Here is a 25,629-nt window from a genome sequence, read left to right as displayed (position 1 = left end):
CATCCTCATGGCGGCCAACGGCGTTGCTTACCGCATCCAGGCGAATTGCTCCATCTTTCGGCGGTCCTGCAAAACGCGCAATGCCTGACGCTCTTGTGATGACAGCTCCGCAAAGCGTCCCGCCATGTGCATCGCGCATCTCATTTTGCCGACGACAACAGTATTGATTTATATCGTATCACGATATAAAAGCTCGAAACGCTTTGAACAAATATCGGAATAATGACGGCTGCGGCCGTTCGAACAGGCTTTCAACCATGTCGAAATCTTCCCAAAGGCGCCATGATTTTACAGGCGGGCTTGCGCGCCGTGAGGCGGGTGACTTTACGACCGACCGCAGAGTCCTTCTGTTGATCGGCATGTCCGTTATCGTTGGAACGGGAGGCGCCCTTGCCGCCTGGGTGCTGATCAAGCTTATAGCGCTTGTGACCAATCTCGTCTGGATGGGCCGGCTGAGCACGACAGCTTCATCGATCGCTGACGCCCCGCGCGGCCCATGGATGGTCGCGGCGCCTGTTCTCGGCGGTTTGGTGATCGGTCTGATGGCCCGCTACGGCTCCGAAAAAATCCGCGGACATGGCATTCCTGAGGCAATCGAGGCAATTCTGATCGGCGGCAGCCGAATGTCGCCAAAGGTCGCTGTCCTCAAACCCTTGTCATCGGCCATTTCGATCGGCACCGGCGGACCCTTCGGCGCCGAAGGTCCGATCATCATGACGGGCGGCGCGATCGGCTCGCTCTTTGCCCAATTTTTCCATATGAGCGCCGCCGAGCGTAAAACCCTGCTGGTTGCCGGTGCCGCCGCAGGCATGACGGCCATCTTCGGTTCGCCGATCGCTGCTGTGATGCTGGCTGTCGAATTGCTGCTTTTCGAATGGAAGCCGCGTAGTTTCATTCCGGTCGCGGTTGCAGCGGCCGTCTCGGTCTCCTGGAGGCCGTTTCTCCTCGGAACGGGGGCGCTCTTTCCCGCGCATTTCCAAATCAATCTTCCCTGGTGGGGGATCTTTCTCTTCGCCGCCATGGGCATTCTGTCGGGTCTGCAGTCGGGCTTGCTGACGACGCTGCTCTACAAGATCGAGGATGCCTTTGAACAGCTGCCGATCCACTGGATGTGGTGGCCGGCATTGGGCGGTCTCGTCGTCGGGCTAGGTGGACTGATCGAGCCGCGCGCGCTTGGCGTCGGCTACGATATCATCTCCGATCTCCTTGCGAGCCATATTGTCGCAAAGGCGGTTCTCGCAATCCTTCTCGTCAAGGCGGGCATCTGGCTCGTAGCGTTGTCGTCGGGCACATCAGGCGGCGTTCTTGCGCCTCTTCTCATTCTGGGCGGCGCGCTTGGCTGGCTTGTGGGTCTGGTATTTCCTGGCGACCCTGGTTTATGGGCGCTGCTTGGCATGGCTGCGATGATGGGCGGGACCATGCGAGCGCCGCTGACCGGAACATTCTTTGCGGTCGAGATCACCGGAGACATGAGCGCACTTCTGCCGTTGCTTGTTGCTACGGTCGCTGCCTACGCCGTAACCGTGCTCCTCCTTCGCCGTTCGATCCTGACTGAAAAGATTGCACGTCGCGGACAGCATATAACGCGCGAATACGGCATCGATCCTTTCGAATTGTCGCGCGCCGGCGAGATCATGATCAAAGAGGTGGATACGCTGCCAGCCTCCATCACGCTCGAGGCGGCCTATGAATTCTTTGCGTCGCAGCAAAAGACGCATCGGGTCTATCCGGTCGTAAATGATGATGGCCGGCTGATAGGGGTCGTTTCGCGAGGCGACGCGCTGAGCTGGCAGGGGGACGATGATCTGGCGGGCCAAACGCTTGCCGAAAAGATCTCAGACGAATCCATTCCCGTAGGCCATCCCGATGACACCGTGGGATTCATTGCGGACCTGATGATCTCAGCCGACACCGGGCGCATTCCTGTGGTTGATCCGGATAGCGGCAGGCTTGTCGGACTTATCACCCGCAAGGATCTGTTGCGGCTGCGAAGCGCGCTGAAATCGTCGGAGTCCGAACGTCGGCCTTATCTTGGATCTCGATCCGCAAAGATTGGATAGGTTCCGTTTTCTCGTTGCCCATGCAGCCGCCTTGCATGGGCAATCTCTTCCGCTCTATCCGATAGCAGGTGCCACCAACCAGAATTTCGAGATGCGAAGGCATGGTCGCTTGCGGCGTGCGGAGGTATGATGGGAGTTGGAGACCTCGCATAGAGACGTCAACGGGCAGTTTCTGAGCGGCGCCGATGCAACTGTCATGGCCCGATAAGGGCGTCGTTGGCGTTGCCGGATTTTCTGCGCCTGGAGTGGTGGAGGATCGCGGTGCCAAAAACACGCGTCGGGTCGCAATCGAGACGGATGAGACGTCTCTTTTTCTATGCGCTGTACCAGCAAATTCACCTGCTATGGCCGATCTTTTCCGGGCTTCTTGTCCTCATGGCCGGATGTGGAGTCGTGATCGGGCGCATTGAAGACTGGCGCCTCGACCAAGCTCTTTATTTCACCTTCGTCACGGGACTGACCATCGGCTACGGCGATATTACGCCTAAACATCTTATGGCTCGGCTGCTGGCCCTGGTGATCGGCTTTTCCGGTATTGTGTTGACCGGCCTCGTGGCGGCCGTCAGCGTGCAGGCGCTCAAGGCGACAGATCCCGATCAAGAATGAAATGAATGCAATCAGCCAAGCCGCATCCGGAAACAACCCGGCTCGGCCAATTGTGGCAGCGGGCGGCCTCCGTTACTACGCACCCCCGGGAGGCAGAAGAAACAGCGTGAGCCCGAAAATGGCATAGACCGCCAGCGCCATGACACCCGCATACCATGCGCCGCGACCGCCGTTCGACAGGAGAGATGCCGCCATAGTGGCGATCAGCATCATTGTGACCGCGCCGGGCCAGAATTGCAGGGACATCGGCTGCGGACCGATGAAGTAGCTGACGAGCACCAGGACCGGAGCAACAAAGAGGGCGATTTGTGCCGCACTGCCCAAAGCGATGCCGACGCTCAGGTCGAGGCGATTTGCACGCGCGGCTGCAAATGTGGTCGTCATTTCTGCGGCTCCGCCAACTAAAGCGACGACAATGAAGCCCACGAAAGCGGGTGTCATGCCGAGATGCTGGGCGGCAACCTGGACCGAACCCACGAAGATTTCGCTGACCACGGCGACAAGGAGGGTCACGACAACAAGGATGACGACGCTCACCGAGAGCGGCCACAGCGCTTCATCTTCATCGGCGTGACTGACACTGGCGAAGAGCTCTCGATGGGTTTTCAGCGAAAACAACATGCCGAGCGCGTAAACGGCAATGAGAAGAATGGCCAGCCCCAGGCTTAGCTTTTGGAAGAAATCGGCAGCGGGCACCTGATCAACTCCGCTGATCAGGGAAGGGACGAGTATCGCGATCGTTGCGAGGAACAGCAGGCACGCCTGGAAGTGGGCATTTACCCTGTTGAATTCCTGAATATGATGCTTGAGCCCTCCCAAAAGGAACGCGCCCCCCAGCATAAAAAGGGTGTTGGTGACGATCGCGCCGGCAATCGATGCCTTGACCAGCAAATATTGTCCTGCCTGCAGAGCTGCCAGTGAGATCACAAGTTCGGTCAGGTTGCCAAGCGTGGCGTTGAGCAAGCCGCCGATAGCATCTCCCGTCTTGGCGGCAACCGCCTCGGTCGCGCGGCTAAGCACCGCCGCCAAGGGGACGATGGCGACCACCGAAAGGAGAAACAGCATGGTGTGGGCCTCGGGCGAGACGCGCTCGAGGATAATGACGATCGGGACAAAAACGAGGAGTGCCAGAAGCGGCATCTGTCGAAATTCGGACAGGATGGCCCTTCCGACGGCAGAGCCGCTCGGCGCGCTGGATTTTCCTTCTTCGAAGTTGCCCATGTCCTCCCCCCGGAGTCAGAGCACCCGCAGCGTAGCATGCCATTTCACAGCGACGGTGGAGCTTGCAGGGCTGCATCTTAGAGATGCCAAACTCAACCGTAGCACGGTGCCGAAAGAAATGCACTGATTTGGATCAATACGGTAGGAATAGGCACCAATTTTGCGTCTTTGCTGGAGCCGCGGCGGCGATAGTGAAAAGAAGGAGCGAGCGTGGAGTTCTGAATTCGTGCGAACACGACCGAGCCTTCCCGAAGTTAATCCGAAACCACAGAGGAAAGGACCGCATCCTTCAGCGCTTGCGAATAGGGATGCTGCGGATTGTCCAGAACGATTCTTGCGTTGCCCTCCTCGACAATCTCGCCCTTCCTCATGATGATGATGCGATCGCTGATGTAGTAGGCGGTAGCGAGGTCGTGCGTTATGTAGATGATCGAAAGGCCGAGGTCCTTCTTCAATTGGCTGAAGAGATTGACGATCGCCATCCTTAGCGACGCATCGACCATCGAGACGGGTTCGTCGGCGACGAGCAGCCGCGGCTGTGGTATCAGCGCACGGGCGATCGCTGTGCGCTGGAGCTGGCCACCCGAGAGTTCATGGGGAAACCGGCCCTTCACCTCCGCGAGCGTCAAGCCGATATGCGAGAGCGCGACATCGGCCATGCGCTCGATTTCCGCGCGGTTCGTCCGCTTGCCGTTGGGCGCGAAATTCCGCGCCGTTTCGAAGAGATAGCGATCTACCCGCTTTAGCGGATTGAAAGCCTCGAACGGATTTTGCAATACCGGTTGAACTTCTCGCATGAAGGCGCGCCGCTCAGTTTTACCGTGAACCGCCACCGGTCGCCCCCGAAAATCCAGTTTTCCTTCCGTCGGCGCCGTCTGGCCGAGGATCATTGCCGCGATGGTTGACTTTCCCGAGCCGGATTCGCCGACGATCGAAAGGATCTCGGGCTCATCCCCGAGCGTCAGGCTGACATCCCGGACCGCCGTGACGTGGCGGCGGCCAAGCATGCCGCCCTGTCGGTAGACTTTCGTGACATGCGAGAGCGAAAGCAGATCGTTCAACTCTGTTCTCCTGTCACGGCAAAGCAGGCAACACGTCGACCCGGCTCGACTGTGACCATCGGTGGCACCTTGTGACTGCAAATCTCCATACGCTTGGGACATCTCGGATGAAAACGACAGCCTTCCGGGGGCATGGCGAGATTTGGCGGCCGCCCCTCCAGCGAAGGCCGGGTGGTCATATCGCCGATACGCGGAAGGCTTGCGACCAGATGCTGCGTATAGGGATGGAGCGGCAGGTTGAAAAGCTTGCGGGTCGGTGCCTCCTCGACCAGACGACCCGCATAGACGATGCCGATGCGGTCGGAGACGGTGGCGTGCACGCCCATGTCATGGGTTACAAACAGGAAGGACGAACCCATCTCACGCTGAATTTCGCGGATCATCGTCAGGACGTCGCGTTGAACGATGACATCGAGGGCCGTGGTTGGCTCATCGGCGATGATGAATTCCGGCGTCAGAATGGTAGCGAGCGCAATGGTCATTCGCTGACGCATGCCACCGGACAATTCATGGGGATAGGCATCGAGCAATTGAGGATCCAGCTTCAGCCGCTGGAGGTGTGTGGCTACGCGGTCGAAGAAGACCGATCGTTCGACCTTCATGTGGCGAAAGGCAAAATCCGTGAACGAGTGGCGGATGCGTCGCACCGGATTGAGCACGTTCATCGAGCCCTGCATGATGTAGGACAGATGCCGCCACCGCAGGGCCGCCCTCTCGCCTGGAGTCATCGCATAGATATCCTGCGTGCCGCCCTTAAAGTGAAAGGTGACTGCGCCGGAAACGACCCTTAGCGGCGGACGGATGGCACCGGCAATGGTCTTGATGAGCGTCGTCTTACCGCTGCTCGATTCACCGGCAACACCATAAATCTCACCGCGACCGATCGTCAGGCTGATGTCGTCGACCGCGCGCACTTCGCGATCGACGCCGTAAAGGAATGCTCGATAGTAGGCCTTGAGATCTTTTACCTCGACCACCGCTTCCATGCTCAGCCTCCCATCCGGTTCAGTCGGCTGCGCGGATCGTTGTATTCATTCATCGACATCGACAGCAGGAAGAGCGACATGAAGAGAAGCACGATGGCGGCGACGGGCGCGGCCACCCACCACCAGTTCCCGGCGATCAGGGCGGAATGCGCGTTCGCCCAATAGATCATCATCCCCATGGTCGGGGTTTCGATATCGGTGAAACCAAGGACGGAGAGCGTGATCTCCATGCCGATCGACCAGATCATGTTGTTCATGGTCGTCGCAAAGACGATCGGCAGCACATAGGGCAGATGCTCCTGGACCAGGATCTTCCGCATGCTCATGCCGGAATAGACGCTCTGGGTGGTGAAGGGCCGGCTTTTTAGACTGACCGCGACAGAGCGGATGAGGCGCGCATCATAGGACCAGCCGAGACCGGCCATGATGGCGATGAGGACGGTCCATGTCATGCTGTCCTTCAGCACGAAATAGAACAGGATCAGCAGCGGAAACTGCGGAATGACCATGACGCTGTCGTTGATCGCCATCAGGGCGCGGTCGACTGCACCGCCGGCGTAGCCGGCTACCAGCCCCACCATCAGAGATATGATGCGCGACAGGAAGGCGACGCCGATGCCGAAATAGAGCGTGTTCCGCAGCGCGGTTGCCAACTGCCAGAAGACGTCCTGCCCGCGCGAGGTCGTGCCGAACCAATAGTCGCCATCCGGCGGCATGTCCGGGGGCAGGAGATAGAGGTCGGTCGCGCCGTAGGGCGAGAAATAGGATGCAATGATAAAAGCGACGATGATGGCGAAGAGCACAAGGCCGCAGAGAAATTCCAGGTTCTGCCGCGCGAGGTCGCGAACGATTGTGAGCATGCGTTATTCCACCTTGATGCGCGGATCGATCAGCGGGCTCAGGATGTCGATGATGAAAACGGCGGCGGCGACGCCGACGATCGACAAGGCGGCCAAGCCGAGCACGAGGCTGTAGTCGCCCGCATGCACGGCCGAGATGAGCAGGTTCCCGATGCCGGGATAGCCGAAGACGATCTCTGTTATGACGGTGCCGTTAAAGATTGCGCCGAGCGACATCGCCAGGCCGGTCAACTGCGGGATCATGGCGTTGCGGGCGATGTAAGATCTCAGGATGCGCCTCTTCGGCACGCCGCCGAGCTCGGCAAAGACCACATAATCTTCGGTGATGATGTTGGAGACGAGCGCGCGCATGCCAATCAGCCAGCCGCCCGTGCCGACCAGGATCAGTGAAAGCGCCGGCAAGATCGAATGCTTGAGGATGTCCAGCACGAGGGAGAAAGAGAGGTCCAGATTGGTATTCATCTCATAGCCGCCGTTGATCGGCAGGATCGGCCAGACGTAGCCGAAGATGATCAGGAGAACGAAGGCGAGGATGTAATAGGGGATCGGCTGCATGGCGATGAAGACCAGGCTGACAGCCTTCAGCAGCATGCTTTTCCTGTAGTAGCCGGCGAACGCGCCGATGGCATTGCCGAGCACGAACATTATCAGTGTCGCTACCGTCATCAGCCCGATTGTCCAGGGCAGGGAGCGCAGGATGATTGTCGAAACCGGCGTCGGGAAGGCGGATAGCGAAGGGCCGAGATCGCCGACGGCGAGCCTTTCCCAGAAATGCAGGTATTGCTGCCAGACGGAGCCTTCGAGACCGTAGAGTTCTCTCAGTGACTGGCGCATCAGCTCGACGGCGCGCGGATCGGATTGCCCCATCTGCTGCAGCGTGCCGATGCTTTGCTCGACGGGATCGATCGGTGTCAGGTGCGTAATGAAAAACGTGGCGGTAATGCCGAGGAACACCACCAGCAGAAACTGGCCGAAGCGTTTCAATACGAAAATCGGATAGGACGCCATCAGGCCTCTTTCCTTGCTATATTCTCACGCCGGATCATAGGGTTCGCCGGACTTGACTAGCGTGACTTGGCTAGGGTCCGGCGACAGGAGACCGACGCGGCGGACCGCGTCGGTGGCGGGAGATCATTTCTGGACCTGCTTCAGCTTGACCATCATCAGGCGCGAGTTCGCCCAATTCGGAACCGGGTCCGTGTAGGGATCGGCGATCGTCGGATAACCCGTCCAGTAGGTCGTATCCATCGAAGTGAAGACGTTATAGGACATCAGCGGAATGGTCGGCATCTGCTGCGCCACCAGCTTCAGATAGTCCTTGCCGAGTTCGACGCCCTGCGGATCGTCGGCGCTGATCGTTCGGATCTTCTCGATGATCTTGTCGAGATCCGAATTGGACCAGCGTTGCCAGTTGCGCGGCGGTTGGTTCTCGCCCTTCTTGGCCACGAATTGCGAATGCCAACTGTCGAGGAAGAAGGAGAGATCGGGATCGCCGCCCCAGGTTTCGACGCTCCAGGCGATCGCCACCTGGAAATCGCCTGTCGGCAGGGCGGTCTGGAACAGACTGGTCGTCGGCGTGGCCTTGGAATCGATGCCGGCGGCGGCCCATTGCTGCGCAATCAGTGTTCCGGCGCGCGTGAAGACCGAGCGCGTATCGCCCTCAACGGTCATGCGGATCTTGAAGGGTTGGCCGTCAGGCATCATCCACTTGCCGCCCACCTTCTTGAAGCCGGCCTTCTCAAGAAGCTCGGCCGCAGCCTGTGGATCTGGCTTCCACCAGCCATAGCCGAAGGCGCTATTGATGGCCGCCGGATCGGTCGGGATCTGGTCCTTGAACTTCGGCTGCTTGCGCAGGAGATCGGCAATCTGCTGGCCGATAGTCGGATCGTAGGGCTTGATCTTGCGCTTGCCGGTGTCGATCTCGAAGTTCTTCAGCCAGTCCTGCATCGGCGCCTGATAGTCCGTCATCGCGATCGCCGTCGGCGGCACGCCAAGGGCGGAGAGCGTCGCAGCACCGCGATAGCTCGCCATATCGACCGCCTTGATGTCGATCAGTAGTGCGAGCGCCCAGCGGACATCAGGATTCTGGAAGGTCGGATCCTGCGTGTTGAAGATCACGGCCGGCAGCGTCGGATCTGGATGGGCGAAGGGGAAGCCCGGGAACCAACTCTGCGACGTCTTCGACTTCTCCTTGATCGTGAACATGCCTTCCGGCGTGTTGTCGTGGATGATATCGAGATTGTGTTCGAGCTGCGCGATGGTGCGCTTATCCGGCGGGCCGGGATCGACATAGGTCACGTATTTCGGGGCCGGCTCGCCAAAGCGGGCAAGCGAGGTACGCTGCCAGTCGTCACGCTTTTCCCAGGTGTACCATTTGCCCTGCGGATCGAAGGACTTCAGCTTGTAGGCGCCGAGCGAAACGGGATTAGCGAAGTCGTAGCGGACAGGATCGGCCACCTTCTCGAAGACGTGCTTCGGCATGATCCAGGCGCCGTTCCAGCGCACCGTGAAGAGGGCGTGGAAGCGGGAATTCGGCTTCTTGAGCTTGAAGACAACAGTATAGGGATCGGGCGCCTCGACGCTTGCCACCTGCACCGAGAAGGCCGCGCTCCAGACCATGCCTGGATGGTCCATCTGTGTCTTGACGGTGTAGACCACGTCGTCGGCCGTGAATTCAACGCCGTCGCTCCAGTAGAGCCCCTTGCGCAACTTCACGGTCATCTCCGTGAAATCGGCATTGTATTGCGGCTTGTCGGCGGCGAGGGAATTATCCCAGGTGGAGCCGCCAAGGCCCTTTTCGGGATCGATGTACCAGAGCGTGTCCATGGTCAACTGCTGCAGGCCGGTGGAGACACCGCCGCCGCCGTTGACCCAGATATTGAACCAGCCGGGATTCTTGATCGTCCCTTCCGGATTTTCAACGATCAGCGTCTCCTTGCGCGGCAAGGAGGTATAGTCATCGGCCTTGGCCGTCGCCATGAGGCCGATTGCGGCCAGCGCGACACCGAAGGCAAGCTTCTTCCAATGCTGCATAATCTCCTCCCTAAATTGTTCCTCCGAGGGCGCGTCGAGCAACGTCAAGCACGCCGCAATCTTCCAATTTCCTTTGTCAGTTCGGCCTTGGACAGATCCTGCCCAAATCTGCCCTTATCCGGCGCATCTCGCCTCCTCGCGAGATAGCCTGATGTCATTACAGGCCGAGACGTGACTTATTTCGCGTCCCGGCGACCGGCGTCATACCGACAGCCGGATCACATTGTAAGACAGCGGCTTCAGCGTGGCGCGAAGCCGGCCGTCCTCGATCTTGGCATCCCCTGTTGTCGCGGGAACGACGGCATTGGGCTGCGAGGCCGTATTGACTGCCGCAAGATTTCCATGCGTCATCTCATGCTGTTCAACGACGCGTGCGGCGGGGAAGCCTTCCAGCCTTGTATCGAGATCGAGCGCGGTGTCCGGGTGGCGGTTCACCGCAAACAGGGTGACTGCATTCGAGTTGGCGTCGTGAACCGCGCTGACATCGAGATAAGGCACGTCATCGGCCTCGTCGCTGTCATAGGTCGGACCGTCGGTGACAAGCCGAAGCGCGTAGCCGCGACCATATTTCGAGGCGAAATAGAGCGGATAGTAAATGGTCTGCCGCCATGCGGGGCCGCCATCTTCGGTCATGATCGGCGCGATGACATTCACAAGCTGGGCGATGCAGGCGATGCGCACGCGATCGGAGCGGCGAATGAAGGTATTCAGAATGCCGCCGACCTGAAGAACATCCTCGAAATTATAAACGTCTTCCAGGAGATGTGGGGCGTCCGGCCACTCGTTACGTGCCAGAATATCCTTGTCCTGCTGGTTCGAATGGTACCAGACGTTCCATTCGTCGAAGGAAATACCGATCGTCTTCCTCGACCGCTTCTTGGCCTTGATATAGTCGATCACCCCGCCAATGGTGTTGATATAACGATCAAGCTTTTCCGCCTTGGCGAGATAGTTGAGCGTATTCTTTTCCCGGTTGGCGAAATACATGTGCAGGGAAATGTGGTCGGCGCTGTCGTAGCATTGTTCGAGAACCTGCGCTTCCCAATCGGGATAGGTCTTCATGTCCGAATTGGAAGAACCGCAGACGACCAGCTCCAGCGACTTGTCGAAACCGCGCATCGCCTTGGCCGTCTCGTCGGCCAGCCGGCCATATTCATAGGCCGACTTGTGGCCAACCTGCCACGGGCCGTCCATCTCGTTGCCGAGGCACCAAAGCTTTACATCGTGAGGCGCTGCCCAACCGTGCTTGCGGCGCAGGTCGGACCAATAGGTGCCACCGGGATGATTGCAATATTCCACGAAGTTGCGCGCAGCGTCGAGACCGCGTGATCCGAGATTAACGGCCAGCATCGGCTTGGTGTTGGCCTTCTTGCACCAGTCGACGAATTCGTTGACGCCGATCTGGTTGCTCTCACGCGTCCGCCAGGCAAGATCAAGACGCACGGGACGCTCGGATCGAGGACCCACGCCGTCTTCCCAGTTATACGCTGATACGAAATTGCCGCCGGGATAGCGGCAGTAGGGGGAATTCAGATCGCGGACCAGCTCGATGACATCCTGGCGAAATCCATCCGCATCGGCTGTCGGGTGACCGGGCTCATAGATGCCCCCATAGATCGCCCGGCCCAAATGTTCAAGAAAAGCGCTGTAGAGCCGATCGTCGATATCGGCAATTCGGAAGTCACGATGGATGACCACTTGCGCCTTCACGGCTAACCCTCCTGTATTGTATCAGATATTATGTTATAATGCGCCGATCCTGATATAACTTTGGGGATGCGTCAACGCCAAACTGTCGGCGATTTTATTCAAAAAATGCGTAATTTCGATGGAAAAGCCAAATTTCTGGAGCAATATCAGTTCGATAAAAAAGCGAGAAAAATAATATCTAATAGAAATACGGCTATGTATCAAAATTTATGATCTAAATTCAATCGAGATCGATCCGCATCAGGATGTCTTGACCGTAATTGCCGAAGCCGCGGCCAAAAATGTTCACGCCACCGGTGTGGCGCGCGTCGTCGGCGATGCCGATCCGCAGGCGAATGGAGGAGTGCTGGCCAATGGCGAGATCGCCTATGGTGACATCGGACGCGACGGTACCGTCGATGAAGGTCCCCTTCCTTGATATCCGCCATGTCTTCAACTTGCCGTATTGGGACCCTTCAAGCTTCCACCACCCGGGCGTGAAGGCGCCGCGTTTGTCGCCATAATCGCCCGGCGACGTCCATGTGCCGACGGCAACTCCGTTGACCCAGATGGTGATATCAGAAGGCCAGTCGGGATTGGTTCCGGGGACCTCGGAAGACAATTCCATCGAGAACTCTATGGCGTTGACATTCTTGTTCAAGATCTTGGCATTGTTGGGGAATTTGTATTCCACATGCCCACGCCCAAACCAAAGCAACCCGGCCTGCATGCGTTGCGGATCAAGAAAATAGTCCGGAACGTCGAGCAGCCCGATCACGCCTTCCGTCGAGCAAAGACCGCAAGGAGCATGGGTCTCGCAACTCGTATAGAGACCAATCGGCATCGCGACTTCGATCACGTCCTCGCTGCGCTTCAGGGTTGTGTCCTCGAAGCTCAGAAGGATCTCGTCGTAAAGTGCGGAACAAATCTTCTGGTAGCCTTTTTTGGCCTTTGCCGCCTTGGTCTCGACAAGACCGGCTTCTTCGAGGATCATGATCCCGGTGGCAACGGTCGACTGGGGCAGGTTCAGTGCCCGCGCTATTTCATTGACGTTCAGCGGGCCTTTGGAGCAGAGCAACTTTAGCATGTCTACGCGAGCCGGAATCGAAAGTGCTCGCAATGCCTCGGCATTTTCGCCGGCATGAATGGTCAAAAAGCTGCGTTTCATTCGTTTCTGAAGCCCCATCAATTGGCTTCATTTATATCAATAATCCTGATTTCACAAGTAAGACCTTCGTAGCTGGATTTTCCGGGACGTTCTTACGGCTTGGAAGCTGCTACAAGTTTCGAGAGATCGGCCAGCGTGTCCAGAGCCGAAATGTCGAAATCCGCGCTTGCGAGATCGAGACCATAGTCCTGTTCCAGAGCGACGATCAGTTCGGTTGCGGCAAGCGAATCCAGGCGGCCGGCTGTGAAGAGCGGTTCACTATCCGAGAAGGGATTGCGGTCGCCTCTTGCGGCAAGCAGGTCGGCAACAGTGTTGCGCAGTCGGTCGATCACCATGATGGTCATTAGATCACTCCAAATAGGCTGAGAAAGAATACGGCCCGGTCATGCATCGAAAAGAGCTCCGGCGTTTCGTTGAAGACTGCGACCAGGCAAAAGAAGAGGCCAACGCCGACACGCGGCAGGACCTCATAACGCAGGAAGCCATCTTCCGGCTTCGGTTTGCGGCCGCGCAGTTGGGAGATAATGAGGCCGCCTGCCAGCAACAACGAATAGACTGCATAGCTCTCGAAATGCCGCATGGCGCCGATAAGGCCGTATTCGAGCGTCAGATTGAGGTTCCAGGTAAAATGGAACAGCACATTGCCGAATGACGCCGCACATAGCGTAGCGAAGGCGACTCTTAGCTTTGGCTGCTTCTTGAAATAGCGAAGGAAGGCGGGAAAGAAGAAGAAATCGACCAATAGTTCCTTGAAATAGAAATAGTAGCGATTCCAGAATTCGGCGAGCGTGCGCGAGGAGAGGGGCCGTGCCGTGTTGCGTGGGATCGCATAGCCGGTCATGCGCACGATAGCGACCACGACATGGCTCCAGCCGGCGATGAAAGCGACATCAAGCAGGTAATGCACAACCAGCGATGTCCACGCCTCATAAGCCGGGATCGGCGTGCCGCTTGAAGAAAGCTCCATCGCATGGTGCAGCGTCGGCAGGCCGGCCGTCTCGTTGATGAGTCTCGACAGGCCGAGATAGAGGCCGGTCAGCATGACGCCCCAGACCAGAAGTTTCAGCGCCTTCAGCCGGGTGACGGCAAGGCCGGCGTCATCCTTGGCCTCGAATTTGCGCAGGTAGGCCGCCCCTTTGCCCGTCGGCAGAGGTGGGCCCTCCCAGAAGGGGTGAAAGAGACCGAGCCGCTTTGCGTTGGATGTCGGATCCTTTGCCTTTTGATCTGCCAGCGCATAGGCAAGAAACCAGAAGCCGGAGGCAAAGGCCGCGAGGAAGGTCCACAGGAAAGCAAGCGGCAGCGCCGGCAGGAAGCCCGATACCGCAACCAGAACCAGGCACCAGAAGACAATGACCATGGACAGCAAGGGGCGTTTGGCGGCTGACGTGTCGCGATAGCGACCCTGCAGATACAAGGCGAGCCAGGCCAGCACCATGAAGGCGGCCGTCGCCGCCCAGGCAAGATTTCGGGCGCTTATGTTTGTCAGACCGACGCGCTCGAGGATGGCCGGCGGTATCACCGCCAGTTCATAGGCATGGAACGGGCGCACCACCAGAAAGATCAGCGTCGAAACCGAAATCACAAGCGATCGCTTCGAGGGAAGGATCGCGCAGCCGGTGAGCCCGGCAATGGCGATTGCCGCGGTCCCGAAGCCGATGTCCGGCCCTGCGACGAGAAGGACAGCGAAGAAGGCGAGGTGAAGGACGGTGACGCCGCGCGCAGTGCCGGCAAATCGGATGGCATCCGGATTCTTGTCCATCTCCAGCCATGCGCGGCGCATAGCAAGGAGGCGCCCGATTGCGGAAGGGCGGCTAGTGACGCCGGGAAACGTGCTGTCGGTCATCAGGCGCGCTCCGCGACCGGGACGGCCGCCTCGAAATCGAGTATTGCCACAAGAGCCTTTCGATCGACCTTGCCATTGCTGTTGAGCGGAAGGTCATCGAGGTGTCGAATGATGCTCGGCACCATATAGGCAGGCAGACCCTTGCGTAGATCGTTCTTGATTGTCTCCGCGCTCTGCCGCGAGTTCGAGAGGAAACCGACGATGCCCTTGGCGGAGCCATCCGAAATCGGCCAGGCTACGGCGGCAACGTGGTCGGAGCCGGAGGCGGTGCGAAGATGCATCTCGATCTCCTCCAGCTCGATGCGATTGCCGAGAACCTTCACCTGATTGTCGAGCCGCCCGAGGTGGTGGAAGACGCCGTCGTCATCCTCGACGCCGAGATCGCCGGTCAGATACCAGCGCTTACCGTTGATCGTCGGAAATCGGCTGGCGGTAAGCTCTGCCTGTCCGAAATATCCTTCGGCGATCTGCGCGCCTGAAAGTGCGATTTCGCCGGGGACGCCTGGTAGCTGCGGGCGCAATGCAGCATCGACGATCTGGGCGGCCATGCCGGGATAGGCCCTGCCGATCGCCACGATCTCGCGATTGACTGTCACCGCAATGGGCTCGATGACTGGCTGTCGCAGGCAGGCGATCGTTGCCTCGGTCGGGCCATAGATATTTTCGACGCGGCTGTTCGGCGCGGCTTTTGCCCAGGCGCGGGCTGCACCCACAGGCAAGGCCTCTCCGCAGAAGAAGGAATGGCGCAGGCTCGGCAGGCTTCCCACTTCCAGCGTCCGGTTCTGCCGCATCATCGCGATGATTGACGGAACCGAGAGCCATGTCGTGATCGCACGGTCACGGATAAAGCGCGCGGGCGCGACCATCTGCAACGGGTTCATCACATGCAGCGAACCGCCGGCCTGCCAGGTCAGGAACATGTTATGCACGGAAAGGTCGAAGGTAATGTCGCAGGTCTCGGCGGCGCGATCGTCCGGTGTCAGACCGATCCAGTCCTGCATCACTTTCAGATAGTGATTGACCGCGCGGACCGGCACCATGACACCTTTCGGCAAACCCGTCGTGCCCGAGGTGAACTCGATATAGGCGAGATGATTGTCGGAAATTTCAACGGGTCGCGGCGAGCCTCTTTGCTCGATGGCAGCGAAAGAGACGAATGTCTTGCCCTCGACCGATGGAGTGACTTCAATATCGTCGGAAACGATGATTGTGCGCGGTGCGGCAGCCAAGGCTGCCGTACTCAGCAGCGCCATGCCGCGAGAGTCGACGATCAGGGCATCGAGGTCGAGTGTCGAAAGCAGGTGAACGAGCCTTGCTTCCGGCAATTTGAGGTTAAGAGGGACATAGGTCCCGCCGGCCCATGCCGTGCCGAGGATGCCGGCACAGGCAGCAAGACTGCGGGATGCCAGAATGCCGACGCGGCCAGTCTTTGCAACCTGCTCCAGCCGGCCGCCTATCCCCCTCGCCAAAGCCGCAAGCTCGCGATAGCTCAGATCCCGCCCGTTGACGGAAAGCGCAAGCGCGTCCGGTCTCTCGAGACTGTGGTTGTATAGCGGCGATGCGAGGTTGGCGGTCATGGCAATCGTGGTCCGGAAAGGACCTCCCGTTCGTGACCGGCGCAGTTTTTCCGAAAGCCGAAGCGATGCAACGCATTTCCGGCGGTATGGTTACCGTGGAGGGGGCGAAGTACTAACGTTCACCGCTTTGTGAACGTGGCCTTTGTGATTGCCATCTGCTTATTGAATAGGGCACGCCTGTCGATAGTCGCTTTCGACTTTCGACACGGTTTCCTGGCTGATGGTCGCGTTTACCGTCAGGCTGTATTTGGGCACCAGTATCGTCAAGTCGTGATTGCTGCCATTTTGGCCCCATATATCAAACAGGTCGCGAACGACGGTCTTGTAGCTTGGGTCGAGCACAAGTCTTTCCCGCTCCTGCTCGATCGGGACCGTAAATCCATGCACCGAAAACGGGTTGGCGGTCTGTTGGTCGAAGATTGCGACGACCTCCTCGGAGTTGCGAAATTCAGCAGGCGGGCGATCGAGGTCCACCGAGATCCCCGGATTGGGTTCCCCGCAGGAAAATTGCAACGTCAAGCCGACTGACGAGGTGGAGGACAATGGCACCTGGATCGTCTGTCCATAGACGATGGTCGAGAAGCCAAGCACTGTCAGCGCCGCAAAGGCCATGGTCTTGATACACATCATTCGCGCAAAAAAGCTCCCCGCTTTTGCCAGCCGTCCCATCGTCCGCAGTACCATTCTTTAACCGTGCCGACACTTGCCGGAGGGGTCATGACCGGGCCTTAACGACCGTTGTTTTAGGCTCGAAGCATGAAAAAGAGAACTATTCAATTTGCCGCCTGGGCAGCACTCGTTGCGATCGTGTTCGTGACGATATCACCGATCGAGTGGCGACCGCGGGACATTTTGCCCGTCGACATCGATCGGGCTCTCGCCTTTGCGGCAATGACGGCACTATTCGTCGCGGCCTATCCCAGGCACTGGTTTGCTCACTCCGTCCTCGCCGTCATGGGCGCAGGCGGTATCGAACTTCTGCAGCAGCTATCTCCGACACGTCACGCGAGATTGGACGATGCAACTGTCAAGGCCGCAGGAGCTTTGGCTGGAGCGCTGTTCGCCCAAGCCGCGAACATCATCCGTGAGCGCAAGATCTCATCAAGGCGAGGCCCGCTGAAATCCTCGCGTCAATCGCGGCCTGGGCGGCATTTACCGGCCTTGAGTGACGGGATCAACCCGGTGACGCGACTGGCCGTGGATTCACGGCTGATCGAATCGATCTATTTCGGTCAGGCCGACGGGCGCCTGCGCATACGGTTCAGGAATGGCGAGCAGCGTCTGTTCGAAGGCGTTCCCGAAGAAGAGGCACTCGCAATGGCCGTGGCCCCGTCGCCGGGCCGATACTATGCCGATCGGATCAAACCGAACTTTAAGCGCATCGCCGCGTAGAGATTGCCAGCACGCGCGGACCGCTGTCCTTGCACCTCCCGACTACGCGACGGGTGCCGCCAATCTCAGTTCTCAGTCGGGCTCGCGCAGGCGATATCCGACCCCCGTCTCCGTCGTGATGTAGTGGGGTTGATCCGGGCTTTGCTCGACCTTCTGCCTCAGTTGCCTGACATAGACGCGCAGATATTGCACATCCGCGGCCGGTCCCCACACCTGCTTCAGCAGAAACTGATGGGTCAGCACCTTGCCGGCATGCTGGGCGAGCACGCGCAGGATGTCGTACTCCTTCGGTGAAAGCTTGATCTCCTTGTCATCGATCTTCACGATGCGCTTGACCAGGTCGATCGACAGGCCACCTGTCTTGAAGATTGCTTTCTCGCCCTGCTGCTGCAGGCGGTGGCGAAGTGCCACGCGGATACGGGCGCCAAGCTCGTTCATTCCGAAGGGCTTGGTCACATAGTCGTCGGCGCCGGTCTCCAGCGCCTTGACGATACCGGCCTCGTCGGTGCGGCTCGAAAGGATAACAACGGGCACGGACAGACCCGCCTCGCGCCATTCCCGCAGCAAGTCGTGGCCTGGTTTGTCGGGGAGACCGAGGTCGAGGACAATAAGGTCCGGCGGGTCATCGGTTGCGGATTGCAGCGCAGCACCTGCGCTTGCAGCCTCGTTGACGTCATATCCTTGCGCGGTCAAACCGACACGAAGCAACTTGCGAATTGGGGGCTCGTCGTCGACGACGAGAATCTTGACGGCTGAGCCGGTCATGGCAGTTCGTCCAATTTGGGAATGTCGTTAGGTATGGGAAGGCGAATGGTGAATACCGCGCCGGACCGATCCGTGCGGTTGCCGGCAACGATCGTGCCGCCCATTGCCTCGATGAAGCCTCGGCTGATCGAAAGACCGAGGCCGGTTCCGGCGCGCACCTGATCGCCTTTGCGCACGCGGTAGAAAGTGTCGAATACGCGGTTCAAGTCCCCGGGTGGAATACCAGGTCCCTCGTCGGAGACCTGGATGATGACGTTTTCCTCATCCGCTCTCGCTGAGATTCGGATGACCGAGCCTTCAGGCGCGTATTTGGCCGCATTGTCGAGCAGGTTGAAAACCGCCTGCTCGAACAGGACGGCATCGACGCGGACCATCGGCAGATCCGAAGGGATCGACATGTCTGTCTTGTGATGCCCAAGGATTTTTGCTGCCCGACGCATTGCGCTGCCGGCGATATCACCGGCATAGTGCAGTGCGTAGTTGGGTTCCATCGCGCCCGATTCAATTCTGGTCATGTCGAGCAGATTGGCGATGAAGCGGTTCAGGCGCTCGGATTCGTCAATGACCGTCGAGAGAAGATCGTTGCGATCGTCCTCCGGCATGGAGTGGAAATACTCGCGCAACGTCCCGGAGGCGCCGAGGATAGCGGCGAGGGGGGTCTTGAGGTCGTGCGAGATCGAGGTCAGCAGGGCGGAGCGCAGCCGGTCGGCCTCAGCCGCTAACTTGGCGCGGTCCACATCTGCGACGAGCTGAATGCGTTCGACTGCAAGGGCTGCCTGGTCGGCAAGCGCATCGAGCAATCGCTGTTGTTCCGGCGTCAGGAGCGGGCCGTCGCGGCGGTCGCTGTCGAGCCCGATAACGCCGACGGCGGTACGCCCGGTGCGAAGTGGCACGTAAAGGCGTTGCGCGCCGGGCAAGGTATCGGCGCCGCGGCCTGCGGCATGATTGTGCTCCCAGGCCCAACGAGCTGCGGCTATATCGGCATCGACAAGCGTATCATCCGGCGGATAGCCTGCCTTGACGGCGATCGTATCGCCTTCGGGCAGCAGCAGCACGACGCGGACTTTCAACATGGAGGCAAGCTGGAAGGCGGTCGCCCACAGGACGTCGTCGAGCGTGCCCGTGCCTGCGAGCTTCTTGGAAAAGAGGTATAGGTCTTCTGTCGTGCGGGCGCGCTGCCGCGCCGCCGCGGCCTGCCGCTGCACCGTGGCCGTCAGGTTGCTGGCGATGACCGCGACGACCAGGAAGAAGACGAGCGCAATCACGCTCTCTGGATCGCTGATCGTCAGCGTATAGCGAGGCGGCAGGAAGAAGAAGTTGAAGGCGAGCGCGCTTGCCACGCAGGCATAGAGCGCCGGCCGTAGCCCGTGAAGAACGGCCGATGTGAGCACCGCCATCAGGAAGACGAGCGCGAGATTGCGGACGTCGAGCACCTGATCCAATATGACGCTGACGCCGAGCGCGATGGCGACGTAGGCGGTCGCCAGGAGATAACCTTTCAGATCGAATGGCTGGCCTGTCGACGCCGCCTCGACACCGCGGCTTTTCAGAGCGTCCGTTTCTCGCCCTGAAATGACGTGAACGCTGATGTCGCCGGCGCGCCGGATCAGTTGGTCGGCAAGCGAGCGCGTCATCATCTCGCGCCATGTTTGCTTCTTGGGCGCGCCGATGACGATATGCGTGACGTTGTTGCTGGTAGCATAGCGAACCAGCTCTTCGAGAATGCTCGATCCCGGCAACGTCAGGGCTTCGCCGCCGAGTTGCTCCGCAAGCCGCAAGGTCGCTGCTGCCGTATCGCGATCGGCCTCGCTCAGATGCAAGGAACTTGCGGTCTCGATGTGAACGGCGGTCCACGGTGCTCGCAGCCGCGATGCCATGCGGGCCGCATAGCGCACCAGCGAGGCCGAACGCGGATGGTGGTCAACCGAGACGAGGACACGCTCGCCCGCGGCCCAGGGACCGGGAATGGCATGGGCCTGCATATGGTTGAGCAACTGATCATCGACCCGCTGCGCGGTGCGCCGCAGCGCCAGTTCGCGCAAGGCCGTCAGGTTGCCCGGGGTAAAATAGTTGGTCAGCGCCCGTTCCGCCGTTCTCGGCATGTAGACCTTGCCGTCGTGCAGGCGCTTGATGAGATCATCCGGAGTCAGATCGATGATCTCGACATCGTCGGCCATGTCGATGACGGAGTCCGGGACGGTTTCCCGCACCCGGACGCGGGTGATCTGCGAGACAACGTCGTTGAGGCTCTCGACATGCTGGATGTTGAGCGTCGTATAGACATTTATGCCGCGCTCCAGCAATTCCTTGACGTCGAGGTAGCGCTTTGGATGACGGCTCCCTTCCGCATTGCTGTGCGCCAATTCGTCGACGAGCACCAGATCCGGCTTTCGCGCGAGTATGGCGTCGAGGTCCATCTCCTCCAGCGCTCTGCCCTTATAGTCGGTGCGAATGCGGGGAATGATTTCGAAACCCTCGACAAGGGCCTCGGTTTCCTTGCGGCCATGGGTTTCGACGATGCCGATGACGACATCCTGGCCGTCGGCTATTTTTGCGCGGCCCGAAGCAAGCATTTCATATGTCTTGCCGACACCGGGGGCGGCACCAAGAAAAATCTTCAAACGGCCGCGTGCTTCGGCGCGCGCTTTTTCGAGCAGCGCCTCGGGCGACGGCCTGCCGGCCTGTTCGCGGCTATCATCTGGCATCCACGTGATCCTTGTTCACTGGAAGAGGCCCTTGCGCCGGCTCGACAAGACGCAAGGGCCTGCAATTTTCACTGAGTCATAGAAGCATCAAGTGACTGATTCAATGCCAGAACATTGACCGTAGGTTCGCCAAGAATACCGAGCTCACGGCCCTGAACGGCATTGTCCACGAGCGTTTTCACCTTGCCTTCATCCATGTTCCGCGCCTTTGCGACGCGCGGCACCTGGAAGTATGCGGCTTCAGGCGAAATGTGCGGATCGAGACCGCTACCGGATGCCGTCACCAGGTCTGCCGGGACTTCGGCGTTGGGGTTCGAAGCCTTGGCCGTGTTGTAGTCACCTTTGACGCGGTCGATCAGCTTCTGGTTGGTTGGGCCGAGGTTCGAGCCGCTGGAGCTCGTAGCGTCATAACCATTGGTGCCGGCGGCGGAAGGACGGCCGTGGAAATATTTGTCGCTGGTAAAGGCTTGGCCGATCAGCGTGGAGCCGATCACCTTGCCGTCCTTTTCGACCAGGCTGCCATTTGCCTGGGTCGGAAAGATTGCCTGGGCGACGCCGGTCATTGCGAGCGGATAGACAAGACCGGTGATAGCTGTCGTTGCAACGAGCAGGACGATTGCCGGACGTAGTTGTTTCAACATGGATTTAACTCCTTAGGCGAGGCCGATTGCCGTGATGATCACGTCGATCGCCTTGATGCCAATGAAGGGGACGATGATGCCACCGACGCCGTAGATCAGCAGGTTGCGGGAAAGCAGCGCGCCGGCACCGATCGGACGATAGCGGACACCCTTCAGCGACAGCGGGATCAGCGCGATGATGATCAAGGCATTGAAGATGATGGCCGACAGGATGGCGCTCTGCGGCGTGCCGAGGTGCATGATATTGAGCACGCCGAGTTGCGGGTAGAAGGTCAGGAACATTGCCGGGATGATGGCGAAGTACTTGGCGATGTCGTTGGCGATCGAGAAGGTCGTTAGCGCGCCGCGGGTCATCAGCAACTGCTTGCCGATCTCGACGATTTCGATGAGCTTCGTCGGGTCGCTGTCGAGATCGACCATGTTGCCGGCTTCGCGTGCCGCGACCGTGCCGGTGTTCATGGCGACGCCGACATCGGCCTGAGCGAGTGCCGGAGCATCGTTCGTGCCGTCACCGCACATGGCGACCAGCTTGCCTTTCGCCTGCTCCTCGCGGATCAGCGACAGCTTGTTTTCAGGCGTCGCCTGGGCAAGAAAGTCGTCGACGCCGGCTTCTGCGGCGATTGCCGCAGCCGTCATAGGGTTGTCGCCAGTGATCATGACGGTGCGGATACCCATGCGGCGCAGTTCGGTGAAGCGCTCGCGGATGCCGCCCTTGACGATGTCCTTCAGCTGGATGATGCCGAGCAGACGTCCGTCACGGGAAACGGCAAGCGGTGTGCCGCCCGACTTGGCGATCTCGTCGGAGATGGCCTGCAGCTCGCGCACGGTCTCGCTGCTGTTGCGGGCAGACGTGTCGCCACTGACATGGGCAAGTATGGCGTCGACCGCGCCCTTGCGGATGGAAGAGCCTTCGACGTCGACACCGCTCATGCGGGTCTGGGCTGTGAAGGGCACGAAAGTAGCCTTCAGGCTTCCCATGTCGCGACCGCGAATGGAGTATTTCTCCTTGGCGAGAACGACGATGGAACGGCCTTCCGGCGTTTCGTCGGCAAGCGAGGCGAGTTGTGCCGAGTCGGCGAGTTCCTGTTCGGTGACGCCGCGGACCGGACGGAACGTGGTGGCCTGGCGGTTGCCGAGCGTGATCGTGCCCGTCTTGTCGAGCAGCAGCGTGTCGACGTCGCCTGCAGCTTCCACCGCACGGCCGGACATGGCAAGCACGTTGAAGCGGACAAGACGGTCCATGCCGGCGATGCCGATGGCCGAAAGCAGGGCGCCGATCGTGGTCGGGATAAGCGTCACGAAGAGTGCGACGAGGATGATGATCGGGATCGAGCCGCCGGCGTAGGCCGCAAAGCTCGGAATCGTCGCCGTAGCGAGAACGAAGATCAGCGTCATGCCTGCAAGCAGGATGTTGAGTGCGATTTCGTTCGGCGTCTTCTGACGTTCGGCGCCTTCGACAAGCGCGATCATGCGATCGAGGAAGGTGGAGCCGGCGGCCGCGGTGATGCGAACGCGGATCCAGTCGGAAAGTACCTGCGTGCCGCCTGTTACAGCCGAGCGGTCGCCGCCGGACTCACGAATGACCGGGGCCGATTCACCCGTGATCGCGGCTTCGTTGACCGAGGCAACGCCTTCGATCACTTCACCGTCTGACGGAATGATGTCGCCGGCTTCGACGAGCACGAGATCACCGACCTTGAGGCTGGTGCCGGGCACCATGCGGTAGCCGGTGCCATTGTTGGCGGTCAGCAGCTTTGCCTGCGTTTCGGTGCGTGCCTTGCGCAGGGAGTCGGCCTGCGCCTTGCCGCGACCTTCTGCGACGGCTTCGGCGAAGTTGGCGAACAGCACCGTAAACCAGAGCCAGAGATTGATCTGGAAAGAGAAGGCGAGGTTCCCGCCGCCTGTCACGAGGTCGCGCAGGAAAAGGACGGTTGTCAGGGTTGAAACCGCAGCCACGACGAACATGACCGGGTTTTTGGCAAGCGTGCGTGGGTTCAGTTTCTTGAAGGCGTCACCCACCGCCGGAATGAGGATGCGAGAATCCATGATACTCGCTGATTTTGCCTGGCTCATAAGAGAACTCCAGCTTGAATAAGAGGGCAGCGTGACCGGCGGGGCCGGTCAGCCGTGTAAAAATCGAAAGGCAGCAAGGGTGACGAGGAGCGCGACCATCATGAAGAGTATGATGTCGGAGGCACGGGCCATCCGTTCTGTTTCACGCCCCGGCAGTCCGGGGCGTGGATTGAGGGGCCTTCGAAGTCTGGTGAACATCAGACGCGACATGGCGGATCATCCTTAGAAAGTCTGACCGGCGAGCGCGACGAGGTGTTCGACGATCGGTCCAAGCGCAAGCGCCGGGAAGAAGGTCAGGCCGCCGACGATCAGGATCGTGCCGACGAGAAGGCCGACAAAGAGCGGACCATCGGTCGGGAACGTACCTGCCGAAGCGGGAACCGTCTTCTTGGTGACGAGCGAACCGGCAACCGCCAGGGCCGGAATGATAACGAGGAAGCGGCCCATCAGCATGTCGATGCCGAGCGAGATGTTGTACCAGGGCGTGTTGCCGGTCAGGCCACCGAAGGCGGAGCCGTTGTTTGCTGCGCCTGATGTATAGGCGTAGAGGATTTCGGAGAAGCCATGTGGCCCACCGGTGCCTACGGATGCCACGGCCGAGGGAAGAACGGATGCGATGGCAGTCAGTACCAGCATCGCAAGCGGCAGGCAGAGAATGGCAAGGACTGCCATCTTCATTTCCTTGGCTTCGATCTTCTTGCCCAGATATTCCGGCGTGCGGCCGACCATCAGGCCGGCAACGAACACGGCGACAACGATGAACATCAAGATGCCGTAGAAACCGGCGCCGACGCCGCCGACAATGACTTCGCCGAGCTGCATGTTGATCAGCGGAACGAGACCGCCGAGTGCCGTGAAGCTACCATGCATGGCATTGACGGCGCCGCACGAGGCAGCCGTCGTGATGACCGCGAACAGCGAAGACATGGCAACGCCAAAGCGGACTTCCTTGCCCTCCATGTTGCCACCCTGCAGGCCAAAGGCATGCATGAGCGGGTTGCCGGCAGCTTCCGCCCAGTAGGTGACGATGACACCGGCGATGAACAGAACGCCCATCGTGGCAAGGATCGCCCAGCCCTGGCGCTGGTTTCCGACCATACGGCCGAAGACGTTGGTCAAAGCAGCGCCGATCGCGAAGATCGTGACCATCTGGATGAGATTGGAGATGGCATCCGGGTTTTCGAACGGATGAGCGGAGTTCGCATTGAAGAAGCCGCCACCGTTCGTGCCGAGCATCTTGATCGCAAGCTGCGAGGCGACAGGCCCAACGGCGATCGTCTGCTTGGCGCCCTCTAGCGTCGTGGCGTCGACATAGGGTCCGAGCGTTTGCGGCACGCCCAGCCAGACATAGACCAGCGTCAGCACGATGCAGAGCGGCAGCAGAACGTAAAGTGTGGCGCGGATCATATCGACCCAGAAGTTGCCGATCGCCCTACCGGATGCGCGGGAGAACGCACGGATGAAGGCGATTGCAATCGCGATGCCGGTTGCCGCAGAGAGGAAGTTCTGCACCGTGAAGCCCGCCATCTGCGTCAGATACGACATGGTGCTTTCGCCGCCGTAGTTCTGCCAGTTGGTGTTGGTGACGAAGCTGACGGCGGTGTTGAACGAAAGCGCCTCCGGCACGGCGGCCATACCCGCCGGATTGTAAGGCAGCATGCCCTGCAAACGCAGCAGCGCGTAGAGCAAGAGGACGCCGAGCAGATTGAACATCAGCATGGCGAAGGCATAGGAGGTCCAATGCTGGTCCTCTTTTTCGCTGGTGCCGGCAATACGATAAAGTCCCCGTTCCAAGGGAACGAGAACGGGCGATAGAAATGTGCGCTCGCCATTGAAGACACGCGTCATGTAACCGCCGAGCGGTTTGACGAGCACAAGGACGATCCCGCAGTAAAGCAGGATCTGTAGCCATCCGTTGAGGGTCATGGGGTTAACTTTCCGTTCCCGGT

At 59.6% G+C, this 25,629-nt stretch carries 20 protein-coding genes; 3 read left to right on the top strand and 17 right to left on the bottom strand.

The window, feature by feature from the left end:
- Positions 1-257 precede the first annotated feature (257 nt).
- Together EV561_RS16720 and EV561_RS16715 are read left to right on the top strand one after the other, a co-directional pair.
- Positions 258-2,060 carry a chloride channel protein gene (locus tag EV561_RS16720; RefSeq protein WP_132523431.1) on the top strand — a complete coding sequence of 601 codons (1,803 nt, stop codon included), beginning with the start codon at positions 258-260 and terminating at the stop codon, positions 2,058-2,060.
- Between the two features lie 297 nt (positions 2,061-2,357).
- On the top strand, positions 2,358-2,666 hold the full coding sequence (locus tag EV561_RS16715) for a potassium channel family protein (protein WP_132523675.1): 309 nt from the start codon (positions 2,358-2,360) through the stop codon (positions 2,664-2,666).
- A gap of 75 nt (positions 2,667-2,741) precedes the next feature.
- Here EV561_RS16715 and cax read toward each other — a convergent pair whose 3' ends face one another.
- From cax to EV561_RS16655, 12 genes are all read right to left on the bottom strand, one after another.
- Entirely contained in the window at positions 2,742-3,887 is a 1,146-nt protein-coding gene (gene cax, locus EV561_RS16710; protein ID WP_132523430.1) for a calcium/proton exchanger, read from the bottom strand.
- 254 nt (positions 3,888-4,141) lie between these two features.
- A complete protein-coding gene (locus tag EV561_RS16705) occupies positions 4,142-4,948 on the bottom strand; it encodes an ABC transporter ATP-binding protein (RefSeq protein ID WP_132523429.1) in 807 nt (268 codons plus the stop codon).
- Complete coding sequence (locus EV561_RS16700; RefSeq protein ID WP_132523428.1) at positions 4,945-5,934, bottom strand: ABC transporter ATP-binding protein; 990 nt, start codon at positions 5,932-5,934, stop codon at positions 4,945-4,947. The genes EV561_RS16705 and EV561_RS16700 overlap by 4 nt, the downstream gene beginning before the upstream one ends.
- Positions 5,935-5,936: 2 nt before the next feature.
- Positions 5,937-6,794: an ABC transporter permease gene (locus tag EV561_RS16695; RefSeq protein WP_132523427.1), complete on the bottom strand. Its 858-nt coding sequence runs from the start codon at positions 6,792-6,794 to the stop codon at positions 5,937-5,939.
- Positions 6,795-6,797: 3 nt separating this feature from the next.
- Positions 6,798-7,802, bottom strand: coding sequence for an ABC transporter permease (locus tag EV561_RS16690; RefSeq protein ID WP_132523426.1), 1,005 nt, complete (start codon positions 7,800-7,802; stop codon positions 6,798-6,800).
- A gap of 123 nt (positions 7,803-7,925) precedes the next feature.
- Positions 7,926-9,827, bottom strand: a complete 1,902-nt coding sequence (locus tag EV561_RS16685; protein ID WP_132523425.1) for an ABC transporter substrate-binding protein — start codon at positions 9,825-9,827, stop codon at positions 7,926-7,928.
- A 201-nt stretch (positions 9,828-10,028) separates the two neighbouring features.
- Positions 10,029-11,537 carry an alpha-N-arabinofuranosidase gene (locus tag EV561_RS16680; protein ID WP_132523424.1) on the bottom strand — a complete coding sequence of 503 codons (1,509 nt, stop codon included), beginning with the start codon at positions 11,535-11,537 and terminating at the stop codon, positions 10,029-10,031.
- Positions 11,538-11,757: 220 nt separating this feature from the next.
- Entirely contained in the window at positions 11,758-12,684 is a 927-nt protein-coding gene (locus tag EV561_RS16675; protein ID WP_132523423.1) for an ArsR family transcriptional regulator, read from the bottom strand.
- A 92-nt stretch (positions 12,685-12,776) separates the two neighbouring features.
- Entirely contained in the window at positions 12,777-13,028 is a 252-nt protein-coding gene (locus EV561_RS16670; RefSeq protein WP_132523422.1) for an acyl carrier protein, read from the bottom strand.
- Positions 13,028-14,527: a hypothetical protein gene (locus tag EV561_RS16665; protein ID WP_132523421.1), complete on the bottom strand. Its 1,500-nt coding sequence runs from the start codon at positions 14,525-14,527 to the stop codon at positions 13,028-13,030. The genes EV561_RS16670 and EV561_RS16665 overlap by 1 nt, the downstream gene beginning before the upstream one ends.
- Positions 14,527-16,104, bottom strand: coding sequence for an AMP-binding protein (locus EV561_RS16660; RefSeq protein WP_132523420.1), 1,578 nt, complete (start codon positions 16,102-16,104; stop codon positions 14,527-14,529). The genes EV561_RS16665 and EV561_RS16660 overlap by 1 nt, the downstream gene beginning before the upstream one ends.
- 159 nt (positions 16,105-16,263) lie before the next feature.
- Entirely contained in the window at positions 16,264-16,734 is a 471-nt protein-coding gene (locus tag EV561_RS16655) for a hypothetical protein (RefSeq protein ID WP_132523419.1), read from the bottom strand.
- A gap of 552 nt (positions 16,735-17,286) precedes the next feature.
- Between EV561_RS16655 and EV561_RS38540 the strand changes: the two genes are divergently transcribed.
- Complete coding sequence (locus EV561_RS38540; protein WP_132523674.1) at positions 17,287-17,496, top strand: KTSC domain-containing protein; 210 nt, start codon at positions 17,287-17,289, stop codon at positions 17,494-17,496.
- Between the two features lie 72 nt (positions 17,497-17,568).
- On the opposite strand, the gene EV561_RS16640 is transcribed toward EV561_RS38540, so the two are convergent.
- From EV561_RS16640 to kdpA, 5 genes are all read right to left on the bottom strand, one after another.
- On the bottom strand, positions 17,569-18,261 hold the full coding sequence (locus EV561_RS16640) for a response regulator transcription factor (protein ID WP_132523418.1): 693 nt from the start codon (positions 18,259-18,261) through the stop codon (positions 17,569-17,571).
- Complete coding sequence (locus EV561_RS16635) at positions 18,258-20,966, bottom strand: sensor histidine kinase KdpD (RefSeq protein ID WP_132523417.1); 2,709 nt, start codon at positions 20,964-20,966, stop codon at positions 18,258-18,260. Before EV561_RS16635 ends, EV561_RS16640 begins: the two co-directional genes overlap by 4 nt.
- A gap of 68 nt (positions 20,967-21,034) precedes the next feature.
- Complete coding sequence (gene kdpC / locus EV561_RS16630; RefSeq protein ID WP_132523416.1) at positions 21,035-21,607, bottom strand: potassium-transporting ATPase subunit KdpC; 573 nt, start codon at positions 21,605-21,607, stop codon at positions 21,035-21,037.
- A 12-nt stretch (positions 21,608-21,619) separates the two neighbouring features.
- Entirely contained in the window at positions 21,620-23,680 is a 2,061-nt protein-coding gene (kdpB, locus tag EV561_RS16625; protein ID WP_132523415.1) for a potassium-transporting ATPase subunit KdpB, read from the bottom strand.
- A gap of 222 nt (positions 23,681-23,902) precedes the next feature.
- Positions 23,903-25,606 carry a potassium-transporting ATPase subunit KdpA gene (gene kdpA / locus EV561_RS16620; protein WP_132523414.1) on the bottom strand — a complete coding sequence of 568 codons (1,704 nt, stop codon included), beginning with the start codon at positions 25,604-25,606 and terminating at the stop codon, positions 23,903-23,905.
- Between the last annotated feature and the right edge of the window lie 23 nt (positions 25,607-25,629).

The sequence above is a fragment of the Rhizobium sp. BK376 genome, assembly GCF_004341625.1.
Lineage (GTDB): Bacteria > Pseudomonadota > Alphaproteobacteria > Rhizobiales > Rhizobiaceae > Rhizobium.
This window is presented reverse-complemented; position numbering and strand designations above follow the sequence as displayed.